Raw genomic sequence first — 15,795 nt, 5'->3', positions numbered from 1 at the left:
GTATCAGCTTCGCCTGGGATCAAGATTTCGACCCTAACGCCGTTATGCCTGAATACATGAACTTAGCACGCGAACTCGCTGTCGCTTGATATCTATGAATTGAGTCCCCTCACGCACCGTTTTCGATCAGGGTAGGGGGGGGATGTTCCCTCCCCGCGGACGCGCTAACAGAGCAGGGGCGGTTGGGGGCTGCCGCCTCTGCGGATCTGGGCTACAGCCCGCACGCCTCTAATGAGTTGACGTTGTAGCAACGGGTTATAGTTCGGGGGTGTTCTCGGAGGCCTGTTCTCTCGGGGGGAATTGGTCTGCCGTGCCGGCTGGCGCCCGGCCCGCGCGCTGCGCGGCGAGCCGCGCAAGCGGGTCCAAATCAGCAACGGCACCCTTCCCACGGTGCCCCGCCGCCGGAGCGGCCAGCGCCTTTCCAGCTTGCAGGCGCAGACGCTCAGCAGGAGTCAGGTTCTCGGGGACAATCCCCTCGCCAGCAGTGTCCTCATCGGCGGTGTCCTCAGGCCAGTGCGCCAGACGGTCGTAGGTTTCGCGCAGCCACGCCCCGAGCTCCGCGTCGGCGCCGCGGGTAACCGGCGGCGGGGCCAGTAGGCCGGGGTCTTCCCCGGCGACGTTGGCCAGGGTGTCGCGCAGCCGCCACGCGATGACGGCTCCGGCCTCGTCGACCTGGCCGAGGTTGAACACGGCGGTGGCCATAAAGTCCCGGGGGTCGTGGCCGGCAGCGAGAAGATCACGCCACGCTGTGCGGACTTTCATGCGTCCTTCATCAGTCAGTATGGCTGCGGCGTCAGCGTCGAGACGGTCCCACCATGCGTCGAGGTGACGGTCAATGAAGTCACTCGTGGCCACATCCACTCCGTAGCGGTAGAGCTTGGCGAGGCGTTCCTTGCTGTCCGCGTAGGCTTCTGCTTCTGCGCGGATGTCGGCCGCCGAGCGCTGGCGCGTATCACGCGCGATGGCACGCATAAACACATCTTTATCTGTCAGGCCAGGCGAGTTTCCGGCGGAGTGCTCGTGGCCGTACTCCTCAAATTCGTCCAAAGCGTCGTCCGTGACCGCATAGACACGGTTCTCATAACGCCCGCGAGTCAGCCCGACGTAGAGGGCGCTGCGGCTCGTCGCGGAGTCAACGACCAGGTGGGTGGTATCCACCGTCGCGCCTTGCGAGCGGTGCACCGTCGCCGCATACCCGAGGTGGGTGTGGGCGCGAACGTAGTCTGCGGGCAGGTGGTAGACCTGGCCGGTTGCGAGATCTCCGGCGACGATACCGCCGTCGTCGGTGAGGTCGATGACGCGGAAAAGCTGGCCGTTGATCACCTTCTCCCCGGCCTGATTCGGCCTGTCCGGGTTGTCGAGGCGCTGGTTGTGCCGGGCGATGATCACATCTCCCAGACCCGCCACATCACCCTGGGACAGTGCGACCTCACGGGAGGTATCCACGTCTCCGGTGTCGATGTGGTGGGCGCGGATCATTTCGTTGAGCACGGACACATCAGCGTTGGTCGACGCCACCACGAGAGAGGAGCGTCCCTTCGCGGTGTCGGCCAGATACGCTTCGGCGGCATCGGCGAGCATTGCCTCGCGCGTGCCGCCGGTGACCCAACCACGGGCAAAGTAGAACTCGGCGGCGGCGGTATCACCGCGACGAACAGCAAGCGATGCGTCGGCCTGTTCGGTGTCGTTGCCGTGGGAAAAACGCATCACGTCGGTCAACTCCGCGGCCTTGTTGTAGCGACACATCGTCGCATACAGCCCACCGGTTCCCACCGCGTCGAGCTGGTGCGGATCCCCCACAAACCGCACGATCGCCCCGGCCGCTCCGGCAATTTCCACCAGGGCGGCAAGGTTGTCTGTAGTCGCCATGCCGGACTCGTCGACAAGCAACATGTCGCCCGGATTGATCTGCACGGGCAGTGCGGACAGGTCACCGGCGGGCTTGTCCGGGTTGCGTCCACGCCAGGTAAACGTCAGAGAGTCGATGGTGTTTGCTTCGATGCCGAGCTCCTCGGAAAGCACAGAAGCGGCCGCGGCCGACGGGGCACACCCAATGACGTTGTGGCCGTGGTCGGCCCACACCCGCGCCACGATCTGCATGGATGTTGTCTTGCCGGTGCCCGCCGGGCCGACACCACAAGCGGCCACCGTGCCGGACAACAGCAGGTGCCGCGCGAGCTCAACCTGCCCGGAATTCAGCGAGAAACCGTTGTCCTTTTCAAACGCAGCGACCGCCTTATCGATCGCCGCGGACTCGGCGAACACGGGCACAGGTTCGACGACCGCGGCGAGAACTTTGTCCTCCTGGGCAAGGATCTCCGGCGTGGTGTACTTGCGGTAGTCAAGGTGGCGGTCGACAGCGTCCCCGTTGTCGTTGCGCAGTTTCTCGGGAAGATTTCCCGCACCCCAGGGCGTGATCTCAATCAGGTGCGAGCTGACAATGCGCTCGGAAAGCTGCGCGATAGCGCGCTGAGTTTCTTCCCCATCGGCGAAACGAAACGCCTTCAGGTAGCTCGCAACCGCGGCGGTGACGTGGTGGTCGGCGAAGTAGGAACGCTTGCGGATCATGCGATCAACCACCCCGCGCGCATGCACGTCCAGGGCGTCATCGTCGATGGCTCCCTGAGTGAAAAACTCCGGGCGGTCGTCGTTGTGCGCCCCGCCGATCACGGCGTGAACCGATTCTAAAAGCTCGGCGCCGCCGTCCATCTGCTCGACGCCAGCGCGCCAGGACTCGCGGAGATCCGCGAGAGATTCGGCGGGTTTTTTCCCGTCCCTCGTGTCCAAAATCGCCGACTGCCACAGCCGCTTTTGCGTCCGCTTGTCGGGCTGGTGGCCGTGCAAAGCCACGTAGTCGCGCACCAAAGTGTCATACACAGGACGGGCCATTGTGCGTCGTTTCGAGAACGCCTCGATCAAATCCTCCGGCACACCGGCGACTTCCCAGACCGGCTCCACACCCGCACCGCGCGGGCTGGCAGTGAACCCAAGGCCAAGTTTGCGCGTCAAAATCTCCTGCAAAATCGCGTCATAACGCGCCGATAACGTCTGGTGGTTTTTAAACATCGCGCGCGAATCGAGCGTGCGCCACTTCCCATCCGGGCCCTGCACCTTGTTCGACACGAGCACGTGCGAATGAAGATCAGGATCACCCGCGCGGGTGTCAAAGTGGGTGAACTCCGAGGCGATAATGCCGCCAGTTTTCACCTGTGCCAGCCCACCCGCACCCATCCGGGTGCGCACCGTGTTCTCCTCCGCCCACGCCAAAACCTCGGCAACTGCTTCATGGTGGCACGCCGCAATTTTGTTCGCGGTGGACTCATCGGCGAGCGCCCACAACACCGAGATCGACTTCGCCGGTGAAAAAGTTAAGTCGAACCCGGCCACCGCTTGCTTGACCTGACTGCGTTGCTGGTTTACCCAATCAACCACATCTTTATCCGGCGCGTCGACCCACCCCGTCGCCTCCACATAGTGCCGCCGACCCACCGAAACAGCCATGCCGGTGCGCTCATCCTCCGTTGGAAGCCGCCCACTGTCCGCAACAAACTCACGCTCCGCCGCGCGCAACTCGTTGAGCACCGGGATGTCATTGGTGTAGAGCGGAAACTTCCCGCCAAGCTTGCACTCGTCGAGACGCTTGCCCTCCCACAACATCCGGTGCGTGTCCGGGTGGTAGCCCAACCCGTAGAGCGACTCCATCTGATCCGCCTCAATTTCCACCCCGACGGCAGCAGTCTCCGACCCAAGCGCCGCCAACCCGCGACCAATCCAACGCCCCGGAGGGGTGCCCTTCGCCTGATAGTACGAGGACAGTGTCCCCTCCTCTATCGACTCATCATGCGCGTCATTCGTCGCCACAGACCGCAGCAGGTACTGGTACCCGCTGCCGGCGTGAACGGCACGAAACGACATCATGATTGTGCAGTCTAACCGACCATTTTTCCATTTTCACTAAAAGTGCATACTGTGTGTAGCCATCTAGGATCCTGTAGCGAGATGACGGAGGGCCACACTACGGCTGGCCAGCTCGCTAGCCGCAGAGCGGCAACATCCAAAACCTACGAGTAAGAACGGCCATGAACCGCTACAGCGGAGCATCTCACGCACGCGGCGAATGTGAGCACTCCCCATTACCCAGGGCCGGAAAGAGTTGGCGGGGCACACACACCTCCACAACCCCGCGTCGACAACTAGCCCCCAATGACTGCACCGACAACCGGGACACGGTCGATCGCACTTCAACGCGCACCCCACAAGAAGAGAAGTCGGCCCAGAGTAAACAATGTTTACACCGGGTCGGGGAGGGGACTCACAAGCAATCGTTTCTTCCACCACCCCATGTCCGGGGCGCAGTGTAAACAGTGTTTACACTGAATCGAAACTGCTGGCACGCGAACTCTCGGAGAAAGGACACGCCTGCAATGGCAACGAGAAAACAACACGGCTGGGTCGGACGCGGACCCGTAGTCTCTGTGCGCCTGGAGCCAGAACTGATCGACCGCCTCGACACACTCGCCGAACGCACCGGCCGTAGCCGAGGCACCTACCTACGCATGGCCCTATGGGCCGCACTTCCCTCCCTCGAGCGCATGCACTGGGAACAAGTCGCCGCCGACTTCGAGGAACTCGCGATCAAAGACGCCTTCGAGGAGATCACCCTCGGGCTCATGGAAGACGCACTCAAGAACGACCGCCGAAAACGCTACGACAAAGACACCGCCTAGACGCGTTCACTGCCCCCGCCCCCATGTCCACCCCATGTGAAAGAGTGAAACCATGACACGACCCATCAGCGATATCTTCCGCGACATCCAACTGCCGCGCTACACCCCCGAAGACACCTCGCTTAGCTCGGGCGAGCGCGCGCTCGCCCGCATCATCTCCATCCTCGCCGAAGAATGGGACAGTCTCGACGGCTCCCAACAACGCCGCCTCACCAACGCGTTAGAGACCTCCACCCAAGAAACCGAGAAAGCCGAAGCACCCGCCCGGGCCCTGCGCCGAAAGGCATAGGAAAGCCCCGGCATTACTAATCGGGGGGATGCACCGGAGTTCAAGTGACGATGGGGGATCGTCACTTGGGAGCCTAACCCGAAAACTTCTCCTGCACAGAAGCAGCACAGCAGACGGAAGCTAACTACGCCGACCCTCCCCCACGCGCTCATCAGCTCACCGTTTACGACGCCTAGTTCAAGCCGACAGCTTGCTGTCTTTATTAACCACCCTGGGAGCAGGGCAGCCTTGCAATCAGCTCCCCAGCGCCACAAGCAGTGGCCCGCCCTTCCGCGGGGCGGGCCACTGTACCCCCCATGGCTACGCGTCGTCCTCGACTTGGCCCTTAAACTCTTCCTCTGCCTCCTTCCTCGCGATCAGTTCATCGAGTTGCCTGATCTGTTCCATCTTGAGCTCAATAAGGTTCTCAAGAGAGAGATCAGCCCCCTCCTCAGAATCAGAAACATCCTCCTGTGTGATGCCTTCCTGCTCGATGTCCTCGTCGATATCCTCCTCGACAACGGGATCGAAGTCGATTCCGCTCTCTCGGCCCGGGGCGACGTCAATGATGAAGCCAGTGGCGGCGTCGGCGTAGAACGGATCATTCTCATCGAGCGCCTCAGTATGGAAGAACTTGCGCGGAGATCCCTCGATGAGGCAATAATCTACGATCCGGCGGATATTGTCAGCCCGGACATACCCCTTCGTGGTCGGCAGTAAGTAGCCGTTGGTTTCTACGAGGAACTCGGCATTTTCGTCCGAGATGCTCCACGCACCCTCAAAGCCTCCCCGCTGCTCCTCCTCGGAGAGACCATCCCTGTTGGCGTAGTCGAAACCGCTGTACTCGCGCAGTAGATTTCCCGACAAGTCGTAGACAGGGTTACTGCGTTGCTCCACCACACTGACGCGGAAAATCGGGTCTTGAATCCCGAACGCCTCATAATCCGGCACGTAGGTCGTGTTGTCGAGGAATTCTGCGACCTGATCGCGGGAGAGAAGAATGCGGTTGCCCGACGGGTTTACATTCTCGAGAACGCCCGTGCGGACAAGGACTTCCACCTTGCTCGCGGTGATCGAAGGGCGTACTCCCGCCTGGAGTTCGAAGCCATCAGCAAGCTGGCGGGCAGCCTGATTGGCAGTGATAAAGTTCGACACGAGTCCTCCTTAGGACTTGGAAAACGGTCCCCTTTTAGCGGGGCTTACATGTGCCGGGCGGTCTGAGATTGAGGCCTTAACCGCTCGGCACAACACAGTTATACATACATGTGACAACACATGTAAACACACATATTTCGATACAAGTTCAGATTCTTGTTACGTACCCTAAAAGTGCAGGTAGAAGATATCTAATCGCACATATCAACATCCCCAACGGGGGTGACGCCGCACGGCAGCGAGAGACATGATCGCCGCCTAGAGGTTGGACCCGGATACCGCTAACCCCGCAGAGGCTTTAAGGATGGGGCGGGGGAGGAAGCGGAAAACCGGCAATGGTGCGACTTTCCAATTTCCACCTTCACCTTTCCTTTTCGAGATATTTGTAGAGCGTCGTCCGCCCGATACTGAGCCGGCGGGCGACTTCCGCCTTCGGTATGCCGTCAGCCACCCACCCCCGGGCCTGAGCCACCTGGGCATCGGTGAGCGCCTTTGCCCGACCCTTGTAAACCCCGCGCGCTTTCGCCCGGGCAATCCCCTCGGCCTGACGCTCCTTAATGATGGAGCGCTCGAACTCGGCGACACTGCCCATAAGCCCCAGCATCAACTTGGCGACCGGGTCCGCCTTCGCCGAATAGGTCTGCCCCTCGCGCAGAAATCGCACCGAGACCCCGCGTCCCACAAGGTCCTCGATAATCGTGTGCAGGTCCACCAATGAGCGCGCGAGGCGATCCATGCTCGTGACAATGAGCTGATCGCCTTTACGTAGATACCGCAGTACCTCCTCCAGTTGTGGACGGTGCCGCGTCGATCCGCTGATCTTCTCCTTGTAGATCTGCGACGCGCCGGCCGCGCGGAGTTGATCGAGTTGGCGGTCCAGGTTCTGTTCCATGGAACTCACTCGGGCGTAGCCGACTTTCTGCCCCACAACGACATCCTGGTGTTCGTCAATCTCTAGAGGTAGTGACGGTTCTGTTCCGTTAGACATAATCCAACCTTAGCGAACAGGGAGAAGTTGTAATTCAGAACTGTTCACTTAGGGTATGCCTCAGATGGGCTTCGAAAAGATGAGTGCACGGCGGGTTTTGACGGTGGCATCCGACAGGTACAGGTGCCGGGCGATCTTCACGTTCGATAGACCTCGGGATACAGTGACACAGACCTCCCGTTCCTGATCGCTCGGGACTGCCGATCCTCACGCCGCTACCTCGCGACGGTCCGGGGTCTTCGCCCCGGTGGTTCAGAAGGGGCAAAGGTCGATGGGACGTCAGCAGGAACGGGTGGCAGCGAGGCGAGCAATTTACGAGGCTCCGGTGGCGCGGTTGCAGCAGCACCGGGCACGAGAGTCGGCGGTGACCGATCTGGTTGTCCCCGTTCAGGTGAAATTGTGCTCCGGAACCGAGGCGCTGGCGGACGCGGAGGTGCATGCCAGTGCGTTGATCGAGAAGAGGGTCCCCGTCCACGGGTTAACGGCGATGCAGGCGGCATAGTGGTGTACCGGGGCTGTCACTGTGCGGGAGGCTGGGCGCCTTCGACGACTCGACGTCCGGGCAGAGAGCCTGTGGATGTGTCATGGCGCATAGTGGGTACTTAGGTCCAGGGGCGCACTTCTGACAGGTAACGCAGGATGGCGCGGACGCGTCTGTTCTCCTGGCTCGGCGAAAGCCCTAGTTTGGCGAAGATGTTGGCTACATGTTTGGACACTGCGGCGGGAGAGATGAAGAGCTGTTGGGCAATGTCGTTGTTGGACATCCCGGTGGCCATGAGTTCGAGGACTTCGTGTTCCCGTTCGGTGAGCTCGGCCATTCTGGAGCGGCCGGTAGTCACCATCGCCTTGGCTGCTTCCGGGTCGATGACCACTCCGCCGTCGGCAATGACGTGGAGGGAGTGGATGAACTCTCTGACTTCGCTGATCTTGTCCTTCAGGAGGTACCCGGTCCCGCTGGCGCTGGCGGTGCCGAAGAGTTGTTGGGCATAAGTCGGCAGGATGTATTGACTCAGGACGACCAGTGACAGTTCGGGGTGTCGTTGGCGGAGTTCCAGGGCTGCGACCAGTCCGTCGTTGCTCATGGTTGGGGGCATTCGCACGTCGGTAATCAGTAGCTGGGGGAGCTGTTGCTGGTGGGCGAGGTGGTCAATGGACTGCCGCAGGGAATCGGCTCGCCCTTCTTGGCAGACCACGACGAATCCGTAGCGTTGCAGCATGGCGGCGAGCCCTTCGCGGATCAGGGCTGAGTCGTCGGCGATCGCGACGGTGATGAGGTTCACGGGGTTCCTGTGGGGTTGATGCCTGATTCACCGCGGTGGAGCAGGAGCGGGATGGTGGCAATTAGGTGTGTGGGGCCGCCGTCGGGGCTGGTGACGGTGACGTCTCCGCCGAAAGCCTGCAGTCGTTCCCGCACTCCTGTCAGGCCGTGCCCGGGGGTGAGGGTGGCTCCTCCTGGGCCGTCGTCCACGATGGAGACGCGCAGGGAGTCTCCCGCGGTCAACAAGACGTTGACGCTGGCGTGGGGAGCATGTTTGACGGCGTTGGTGATTGCCTCGGTGGCGAAGAAGTAGGCGCTGGCGAGGACGGCCGGGGGGATGCGAGGCAGTGGGTGGGGGCAGGTGATGGTGACCGAGACCGGTGCGTTGGCGGCAACGGCTCGTAGGGCATTCTCGAGGCCATCATGGGTGAGTGCATCCGGGGGGATTCCCCGCACGGTCTTGCGTAGGGATGTCAGGGCGTTCAGGACGTCCTGCTTTGCTTCGGCGATGAGCTCCGATGCTTGCAGATCGTACTGGATGGCTTCGGACAGTTGGGCTTCGCCGATCTTCATGGCCGCGGCGACGAGGTACTGCTGGGAACCGTCGTGGAGGTCGCGCTCGATGCGTCGTCTCTCTACTTCGTAGGCCTCGACGATCTGCCGGCGCGCGGTGGTCAGTTCGGCGATCCTTGTGGCGGCCTCCTGCTCCCTCGCCCTGCTGTCACGGGGTGCCGACCTGCGCATGCTTCCAATCTAACATGCGTGACGTAGGGCGCTGGTAGTGCCAGCTCTACCTTTGTTCGGGATGCTGCACCATCGTCTCCCTATGCCGGGTCGACTTTGATGGATGGCATGAATTCGTTGTTGTCCACGCATGACATCACCAAAGCCTTCGGCTCGGTCCAAGCGCTTTCTGGGGTGAGCCTGACGATCTCTGAAGGGGAGACGGTTGCCATCATGGGGCCGTCTGGTTCGGGCAAGTCGACGTTGTTGCACTGCCTGTCCGGGATCCTGGACCCCGACCACGGACGGGTCCTTTTTGACGGCACGGACCTCGCGGCACTCGACGACCACCAACGCTCACATCTACGGCTGCGCAACTTCGGGTTCGTCTTCCAAGATGGGCAACTCCTGCCTGAGCTGCCGGCTCGCGAGAACGTAGCGCTGCCATTGACCCTGATGGGCACACCCCATGCTGAGGCGCTGCGCAGCGCGGACCATCGGCTGGAGCAACTGGGGCTCGTGGAGATGAGACATCGTCTGCCGGGCGAGATGTCTGGTGGCCAGGCACAACGGGTCGCCATCGCCCGCGCCCTGACCGGTGACCCCAAGGTGATCTTCGCCGACGAACCGTCGGGCGCGCTTGACCAGTCCACAGGACACGAGATGATGCAGGTCCTCACGAACTCCGCGCGCATAGCCGGAGCCGCGCTAGTGGTGGTCACCCATGACGTAAGCGTTGCCAGGTGGTGTGGACGCGTCGTCGAGATCAGGGACGGCCTGGTCCACAGTGACAACGTCACGGAGGCCGGCCGATGACTCCCCAACGCATGTCAGACACCCGGGGAATCGGCTTGCGCTGGATCTCGGCCGCATCACGGCTGCTCGTCGCGAGACTCAATACCCAGCGCGGTGAACTGCTGCTGTTCGGTGCGGGAATCGTGGCGGCTGCTGTGTGTTCGACGATCCTGTTCACCCTTGCGGGGGGAACATGGATGTTCTACCGGCGCTACACGAACCCCACGGGACTGCTGGAGGAGCTGTCACAGGATCCGTTCTTCCACATGGTTCTGGCCTTCTATGTGGGTCTGGCCAGTTGCGCCTGCGCCCTGGTGCTGCCCTCGGTGTTCACTGTGGCCATCGCAGGAGCGCAACTCGGCGCGCGAGGTCGTGAGCAGCGGTTGGCTGCGCTGCGACTTCTGGGGCTCTCGTCTCGTGACGTTACCCGGATGGCGTTGCTCGACACCTTGTTGCAGGCAGTCGTGGGTGTCGGCGTGGGTTTTGTCGTGTATCGCGCCACCCTGCCATTGTGGTCGGGCCTGACCTTCCAGGCCGTGCCGGTCAGGCCAGGAGAGATGAGCCTGCCCTGGGACTGGGCGGGAGCTGTTGCCGTGACTCTGGTGGCCGTCAACTGCTTGGCCGCAGCGTGGGGCCTGAGGCGGGTGCGGATCACCCCGCTGGGTGTTGCGCGTCGCACCCGGGGGCCGCGGGCCTCACTGTGGCGGCTGGCTGCCTTCCCCGCGATCCTGCTGGGCTGCTACGTGTTCGTGAACACCGTCCGCGTGGAACAGAACACCTCTGTTCTCCTCGTGGTCGCAGCCGTCATGGTCTTCTTCCTGATTGCGGTGGACCTCATCGGCCCCTGGCTGCTGCAACTGGTCACTCGGCCCGTGGCCCGACATGCACCCGGAGCCGCCCTTCGCCTGGCGGCCAGGCGGATCGTCAACGATCCCCGCGCGACGTGGCGACGTGCCTCCAACATTGCTGTCTTGGCCTTCATCGCGAGCTCGCTCGCCTGCGCCCCGTTCTCCTACGACCTGGCGAAGAACCCGACGCGAACCGAGCAGACCTTCATGGACAGGGCACAACCAGACCTAGTCAGTGGAGGAATCATCGCCCTGGGGGCCGGATTTTTCCTCACTGCCGCCCACCTGCTCATCACCCAAGCCTCTGCTACTATCGATCGCGCGCACCAGAGCCGTGCCCTGCAGCGCATGGGAGCCCCTAGAACATTCGCCCTCAGAACCATGTGGCTGGAGACACTCCTGCCCTTGATGGGCAGCGCCACGATGGGCGGCCTCATGGGTGTAGCGCTTGCCTGGCCGATGCGACAACAACTCATCGCCTCGGGAATGAATGTGACCGGCACCCCCTGGTATCTGCTGGCCGTCCTTCTGCTCGGACTTGCCATCGCCGCTGGCGCAGTCGCCGCCTCAACACCACTCCACTACCAACTGCTGCAGAACGACAGGCGCAGCAACGACTGAGTCGAGCAGACCTTCAACACCACTAACCGGGGACCACTACAGCATCAGGAGAAGAAGCTCATGTATCAACCGCTGTGCATCTCGCTGGAGACTGCGCAACTACAACACATCTGGATCGTCGTAGCCGCTCTGGCCGCTCTCCTGGTGGCCTTCTGGCTCGCTGCCGTCGTGTCCATCGTGGGTTCGCCAATCTCGGGCGGCGAGAAGCTCTTGTTCATCCTCGCGTCACTGGGCTTTCCATTCTTAGGGCCTCTGGTGTGGTTTGTATTCATCGCGGGCAAGTACCGACACTCGGCCTGGTAGCTGAAAGGGACTGCCACCCAAGGTGGCCTTCACGGTTCGTACGTGCCCATCATGGTGTCGTTCGAGGACTCCGGCCCAGCACTGGCCGTCGTAGTATGTCGTGAATGTTGTGGACATCGTGTCTCTAAGTACGCCAAAGCGGACCTGGAGACCTCCGATTCTCAACCAGGAGCGACGGGCCCACGGCTGTGGGCCGCCCAGACTTCTTACTTCCGTCCAGTTCCCGTGCCCCACATGCTGTGGGGCACGGTCCTGATGGCAGCCAACTGTGCCATCAATCTAGGTTTCCTTGTTGCTTGAGAGCGGCGCACCCCAACCTGCTAGAGAAGCGAGGCGTAGGAAGCCTGATCACCATCATGATTGGTAGCGTCCTGGCCCTATTCTTCTGGGTGTCCACTGGCAGTGGCCCAACGCGCAGCAAGCGAACAGAGTCCGACGATGACACCTAGACCTAGACTGAAACCTGTAACGCCCCGGCAACCATTCGAGCCCACCGCTCGGACTCCTGGGGCAACAGTCTGTTCAGGGCACCTCAAGGCACACCAGATGCCGCTTGTGCCCCAGATGTGCCCCGAGCGATCTGCAAACCGCCTCTAACCAGCTCAAACTCTCTATCCCAACGTGCTTTGCAAGGGCACTCCCTAGGTAACCACCGGTGTCCCGAGCGATTACTTAAGAAGATCGACATATTTCGACCGCGCTTTCATGGCATGAATCAGTAATTCGTCCCCGTCGGAGGCGACAACCACGACAGTCTCCAAAAGTCGGGCGTGGGTGTCAAACCCGAGACGTAGTTCACGCCATTGCGCGGGATCATCGTCAAGGAGTGCGACCCATGTCGGAAGTGAAACGGCATGGATGCCGTCTTCCTCACTGATGCCGTGCTTGGTGGCGGATGCCGCCACCCTCAGCCGCGGTGAGAGCGGTGATCGCCTGACGCATCATCTCTGAACGCGACAGATGCTTTTCGGCGGCGATCCTGTCGAGCGACTCCAACTCCTCCGGGGTGAGACGAACCGTAACCACCTGGGAAGCTTCGGGGCCACGACCCGGACGCCCCCGCCCGCGCTTCTTCAGCGCATCGACGTTATAACCATCCTCCGCCTCGGCAACCCAGGCGTTCAGCTGCTTCTCGGTGATATTAACAGGCATGCAATTATCGTATTACGGAATTGGGGGCATGTCGAGCCTCTCACTCAATCACTTAGAAGAAGTTTCCGGCAACACCCCTATAACCCGTTACTGTCTCACCGAAAAGGAAAACAGCATCACACTGCCCAGGGGGCAGGGGAACCGTATATTGCTTACGGCATTTCCCACTTAATCTATCTCCAGTAGGCCCGCTTCCCGCAGAGCTTTAAGGTGGAGATTCACAGTCCTCTTGGTTACACCGAGCTCTTCAGCGATTTCTCTCCCCGAGGGAAGTTTTCCAGTTTGCGCGACTGTATCCATCGCCACATTGAGCACGCGGGCTCTGGTGCTTTGCCCTCGTAGTCGACGGCGTTTATTTGCCGACTGGAGCTTCTTTAGCTCGTTCTGGGCGTATTCCCCTTCGGGGTCTGTTTCCCACCGCTTGGCGGCTTTCTTGCCTCCTCTGCGGCCCATGGTGGCCAGGGCCTTGCGCTGGCTTGTGGTGGCGTAGCGGGCGGTGGGTGTGCCGTAAGAGTCGGTCTTGCCCTGAGTGACATAGCCGCGCACACGCCTAGCCATGGTCTGGCGATCGCGCATCGGGGGCATCTCCACTGCCCTGCCGTCGGCGCCTTCGCGCTGGGCGATGTTGTAGGCGCGCTCGTAGGCGTCGATGATCGCTGCATCGGTCATTCGCTCCCCTGCTGCCCGCAGGCGGTGGGCGGTCTTCAGGGCGTGGCGAAAAGCTGTCTCGTCGCGTGCGGCACGCCCCGGGACGATCCAGCGCACTAGAACACCGTCGATGAGATCCGGGTTGTAGCGATCCGTTTCCTCGCCCATCTCGACTTCGATCTCGTCGGCGATCGCGCGGAAGGCCTGGGCCTGCTCGCGGCGTGCCTTGACCGTCTCGATGAGTTCGCGCCCACTGGAGAACTCCTGGCGGGGGGAGACATGTTGGGGCTCGTCGGTCACCTCGCGTACCTCCCTGATGAAGTCTGACAGCCGGTCAATGCGGTGATGCTGCCGGTACCAGATATAGCGATCTGGGCTATCGCCTGTGTAGAAGGGGCTGCGGCTGAACCGGTGGGCGAAGTTCGGGTCGTGGTCCAAAAACCCGCCCAGGGTCCGGCTCGTCGCCGCCAGAAGCGCCATGTGGGGGGACTTACCGGACTCGTCGGCATAGACCGGGTCAATCAGCCACAAACACTGCGCTTTGCCGCTTAAGCGGTTGATGCCCACCCACGCCGGCCCGAGACCGCGGGAAACGAGCTGGAAGAGTTTTACCCGTAATTCCTCGGCCAGGTTGATCGGGTGGCCTCCCTGGGTGCCGGGCTGGTCGATGTCAACGACTAGGACGGCGGCGTACTGCTTGTTGGTCAGCATCGCGTACTGGAACTTACCCAGCTCCTCGGAGTCCGTGCGCCACATCAGCGGCACCGTCACCCCGTCCTTGGTGCGGCGGTAGGCCTTGGCAAAGTTTCGGTCGCGACTGACATGCAGCACGTCACGGCCCAGGTGGGAAATTAACGCGTCGCGGTCTGTCGCCCCTGCCGGGGTGTCCTCAAGCCCGCCGAGCTGCTCGCGGGTAAACGCCGCGACATCAACCGAGGTGGGGGCGGGTTGTGCCCAACCATGCTCAGAATGGGGTAAAGTCATAGCCGTGCTTTCTCCCAGCTGCTGACTGGGTGAGAAGCGAAGCCTGAGTCGGCGGCAACCGACTCGGGCTTCATTTTTATGCGATCCGCCTCAGAATAACACCGTTGTCATTCATGAGCTGGAGCAACGTTCCCAGGTGACCTGAAAAACGGTCGGACAAGAAATATCGGGTTCGTAGCGCTAAACCATTATAGCGTTATAACGCTGACGTTTTAACGTTTTAGCGTTTCAACGTCTCAACGCTATTTGCTGGTCAAGTAATCTTTGAGCAGTTTCTCGATGATTTGGGAGATGTTCGTCCCCTCGTCGAGGGCGGCGATCTTCGCCTCTCTCCATGTCTCGCTAGAGAGGTAAATAGTAGTGCGGCGGTCAAGCTGCGGCTCATTCGCGTCCCGCAAGGTCTCGGCCACCTTTTTCGGCGGAGTCCTATTCTCGGTCCCTTGAGGGAGAGTGCTTGCCAGACGGTTCGGTCTCTTCGGGGCCATTTAGTCGTCTTCTCCAATCCCTAGAATCTCGGTGCAGATGTCGTCGAAGGTGTACAGGTTGTCGGGGTTCGTGCCGAAGAGGTTTTTAATATCTTCGCGGTCCGGGACGAAGTTGTAGAACGTCGGTACTCCTTGCTCCTCGAAGATGTCTCGGGTGTCCTGATAGAGAAGTCGCCTCTCGTGGACGCCGATAAGGAGGACTCCAGCCATGCGGTGGGTCACGGTTTTCAGCGTGGGCCACACACGGTCAATGTCAAGCGGTGCGGGGTGGGTGGGGACGATGACGAGATCGGCTGTGTCAATCGCCGCCTGGATCTCGGACGCCTGGCCGGGAGGAGTGTCGACGATCTGCCAGCCATCGCTGGTCGGGCGGGAAAGAAGCTGTTTCGCGTTGAGATGCTCGACGGGAAAATCCAGCGGGTCACCGTTAGCCTCGGCAACCTCAGCCCACCGCGTCGCGGATCCCTGCGGGTCGGTGTCGAACACTTCCACCTTAATGCCGCGGCGCTGCGCAGCTGCCGCCAGCATGATCGAGTTGGTCGTTTTTCCCACACCCCCTTTGGTGTGGACGAACGAAATTCTCATGTGAAAAATGCCTCCGATCAGCAATTAACGTTGTAGCGCTGCAACGCTAACGTTACAACGTTATAACGGCCCGCGCTACCTTAATGGGTTATTACCCTCCCCTACAGATGGTTCTGCATATTTTTAGGGGTAAGGCGCAGGGACACCTCGCCACGCTGACGACCCTAGATGGCGCCTTTCTTAACCGGCCCTCGGGTTAACCCTTGAACAAGGTCCCCGAGGTCGAGTTCAAGCGTGGTCGCTAGCGTTAATGCC

Annotated in this window: 16 protein-coding genes and 1 pseudogene; 6 read left to right on the top strand and 11 right to left on the bottom strand. The window is 61.3% G+C overall.

Translation table 11 applies throughout. The annotated features are described in order from the left end of the window. Nucleotides 1-255: 255 nt before the first annotated feature. A complete protein-coding gene (mobF, locus tag G7Y29_RS10745) occupies nt 256-3,918 on the bottom strand; it encodes a MobF family relaxase (RefSeq protein ID WP_165005130.1) in 3,663 nt (1,220 codons plus the stop codon). A 506-nt stretch (nt 3,919-4,424) separates the two neighbouring features. Between mobF and G7Y29_RS10740 the strand changes: the two genes are divergently transcribed. Both G7Y29_RS10740 and G7Y29_RS10735 read left to right on the top strand, forming a co-directional pair. Next, nucleotides 4,425-4,727 (top strand): ribbon-helix-helix protein, CopG family, encoded by a 303-nt coding sequence (locus G7Y29_RS10740; protein ID WP_196820223.1) that lies wholly within the window; start codon nt 4,425-4,427, stop codon nt 4,725-4,727. A gap of 52 nt (nt 4,728-4,779) precedes the next feature. After that, nucleotides 4,780-5,016, top strand: coding sequence for an antitoxin (locus G7Y29_RS10735; protein WP_165005128.1), 237 nt, complete (start codon nt 4,780-4,782; stop codon nt 5,014-5,016). A 300-nt stretch (nt 5,017-5,316) separates the two neighbouring features. Here the strand turns inward: G7Y29_RS10735 and G7Y29_RS10730 are convergent, their stop codons facing one another. The 3 genes and pseudogenes from G7Y29_RS10730 to G7Y29_RS10915 all read right to left on the bottom strand — a co-directional run. After that, nucleotides 5,317-6,150 carry a hypothetical protein gene (locus G7Y29_RS10730; RefSeq protein ID WP_165005126.1) on the bottom strand — a complete coding sequence of 278 codons (834 nt, stop codon included), beginning with the start codon at nt 6,148-6,150 and terminating at the stop codon, nt 5,317-5,319. A 361-nt stretch (nt 6,151-6,511) separates the two neighbouring features. Next, nucleotides 6,512-7,138, bottom strand: coding sequence for a recombinase family protein (locus tag G7Y29_RS10725; RefSeq protein ID WP_165005124.1), 627 nt, complete (start codon nt 7,136-7,138; stop codon nt 6,512-6,514). Between the two features lie 60 nt (nt 7,139-7,198). Continuing rightward, nucleotides 7,199-7,318: pseudogene (locus G7Y29_RS10915) on the bottom strand (LuxR C-terminal-related transcriptional regulator); the annotation flags it as partial. 91 nt (nt 7,319-7,409) lie between these two features. Here G7Y29_RS10915 and G7Y29_RS10715 point away from each other — a divergent pair. Continuing rightward, nucleotides 7,410-7,640 (top strand): hypothetical protein, encoded by a 231-nt coding sequence (locus G7Y29_RS10715; protein ID WP_165005122.1) that lies wholly within the window; start codon nt 7,410-7,412, stop codon nt 7,638-7,640. 100 nt (nt 7,641-7,740) lie between these two features. On the opposite strand, the gene G7Y29_RS10710 is transcribed toward G7Y29_RS10715, so the two are convergent. Then, the gene (locus G7Y29_RS10710; protein WP_283248428.1) at nt 7,741-8,418 is read right to left on the bottom strand and encodes a response regulator transcription factor; all 678 of its coding nucleotides are present in this window, start codon (nt 8,416-8,418) and stop codon (nt 7,741-7,743) included. After that, on the bottom strand, nt 8,415-9,140 hold the full coding sequence (locus tag G7Y29_RS10705) for a sensor histidine kinase (RefSeq protein WP_165005120.1): 726 nt from the start codon (nt 9,138-9,140) through the stop codon (nt 8,415-8,417). The genes G7Y29_RS10710 and G7Y29_RS10705 overlap by 4 nt, the downstream gene beginning before the upstream one ends. A gap of 99 nt (nt 9,141-9,239) precedes the next feature. On the opposite strand from G7Y29_RS10705, the gene G7Y29_RS10700 reads away from it, so the two are divergent. Genes G7Y29_RS10700 through G7Y29_RS10690 form a run of 3 tightly spaced genes read left to right on the top strand, consistent with a single transcriptional unit; the run spans nt 9,240 to nt 11,686 of the window. Next, nucleotides 9,240-9,935: an ABC transporter ATP-binding protein gene (locus G7Y29_RS10700; RefSeq protein WP_430393291.1), complete on the top strand. Its 696-nt coding sequence runs from the start codon at nt 9,240-9,242 to the stop codon at nt 9,933-9,935. Nucleotides 9,936-9,946: 11 nt separating this feature from the next. After that, nucleotides 9,947-11,383 (top strand): FtsX-like permease family protein, encoded by a 1,437-nt coding sequence (locus G7Y29_RS10695; RefSeq protein ID WP_196820224.1) that lies wholly within the window; start codon nt 9,947-9,949, stop codon nt 11,381-11,383. 60 nt (nt 11,384-11,443) lie between these two features. Further along, nucleotides 11,444-11,686 (top strand): PLDc N-terminal domain-containing protein, encoded by a 243-nt coding sequence (locus G7Y29_RS10690; protein WP_165005114.1) that lies wholly within the window; start codon nt 11,444-11,446, stop codon nt 11,684-11,686. A 668-nt stretch (nt 11,687-12,354) separates the two neighbouring features. On the opposite strand, the gene G7Y29_RS10910 is transcribed toward G7Y29_RS10690, so the two are convergent. From G7Y29_RS10910 to G7Y29_RS10670, 5 genes are all read right to left on the bottom strand, one after another. Continuing rightward, entirely contained in the window at nt 12,355-12,597 is a 243-nt protein-coding gene (locus G7Y29_RS10910; protein WP_165005140.1) for a toxin, read from the bottom strand. Further along, on the bottom strand, nt 12,557-12,838 hold the full coding sequence (locus tag G7Y29_RS10685) for a ribbon-helix-helix domain-containing protein (RefSeq protein WP_165005112.1): 282 nt from the start codon (nt 12,836-12,838) through the stop codon (nt 12,557-12,559). The genes G7Y29_RS10910 and G7Y29_RS10685 overlap by 41 nt, the downstream gene beginning before the upstream one ends. Before the next feature lie 168 nt (nt 12,839-13,006). After that, nucleotides 13,007-14,470, bottom strand: coding sequence for a replication initiation protein (locus G7Y29_RS10680; protein ID WP_165005136.1), 1,464 nt, complete (start codon nt 14,468-14,470; stop codon nt 13,007-13,009). A 242-nt stretch (nt 14,471-14,712) separates the two neighbouring features. Beyond that, nucleotides 14,713-14,955: a hypothetical protein gene (locus G7Y29_RS10675; protein WP_165005134.1), complete on the bottom strand. Its 243-nt coding sequence runs from the start codon at nt 14,953-14,955 to the stop codon at nt 14,713-14,715. Further along, nucleotides 14,956-15,540 (bottom strand): ParA family protein, encoded by a 585-nt coding sequence (locus G7Y29_RS10670; RefSeq protein WP_165005132.1) that lies wholly within the window; start codon nt 15,538-15,540, stop codon nt 14,956-14,958. It lies immediately after the preceding gene. Nucleotides 15,541-15,795: the final 255 nt, after the last annotated feature.

This window comes from Corynebacterium qintianiae, from assembly GCF_011038645.2.
In the GTDB taxonomy this organism is placed as follows: domain Bacteria; phylum Actinomycetota; class Actinomycetes; order Mycobacteriales; family Mycobacteriaceae; genus Corynebacterium; species Corynebacterium qintianiae.
Note: the sequence above shows the minus strand (reverse complement) of the source record. Positions and strands in the feature narration are given on the sequence as shown.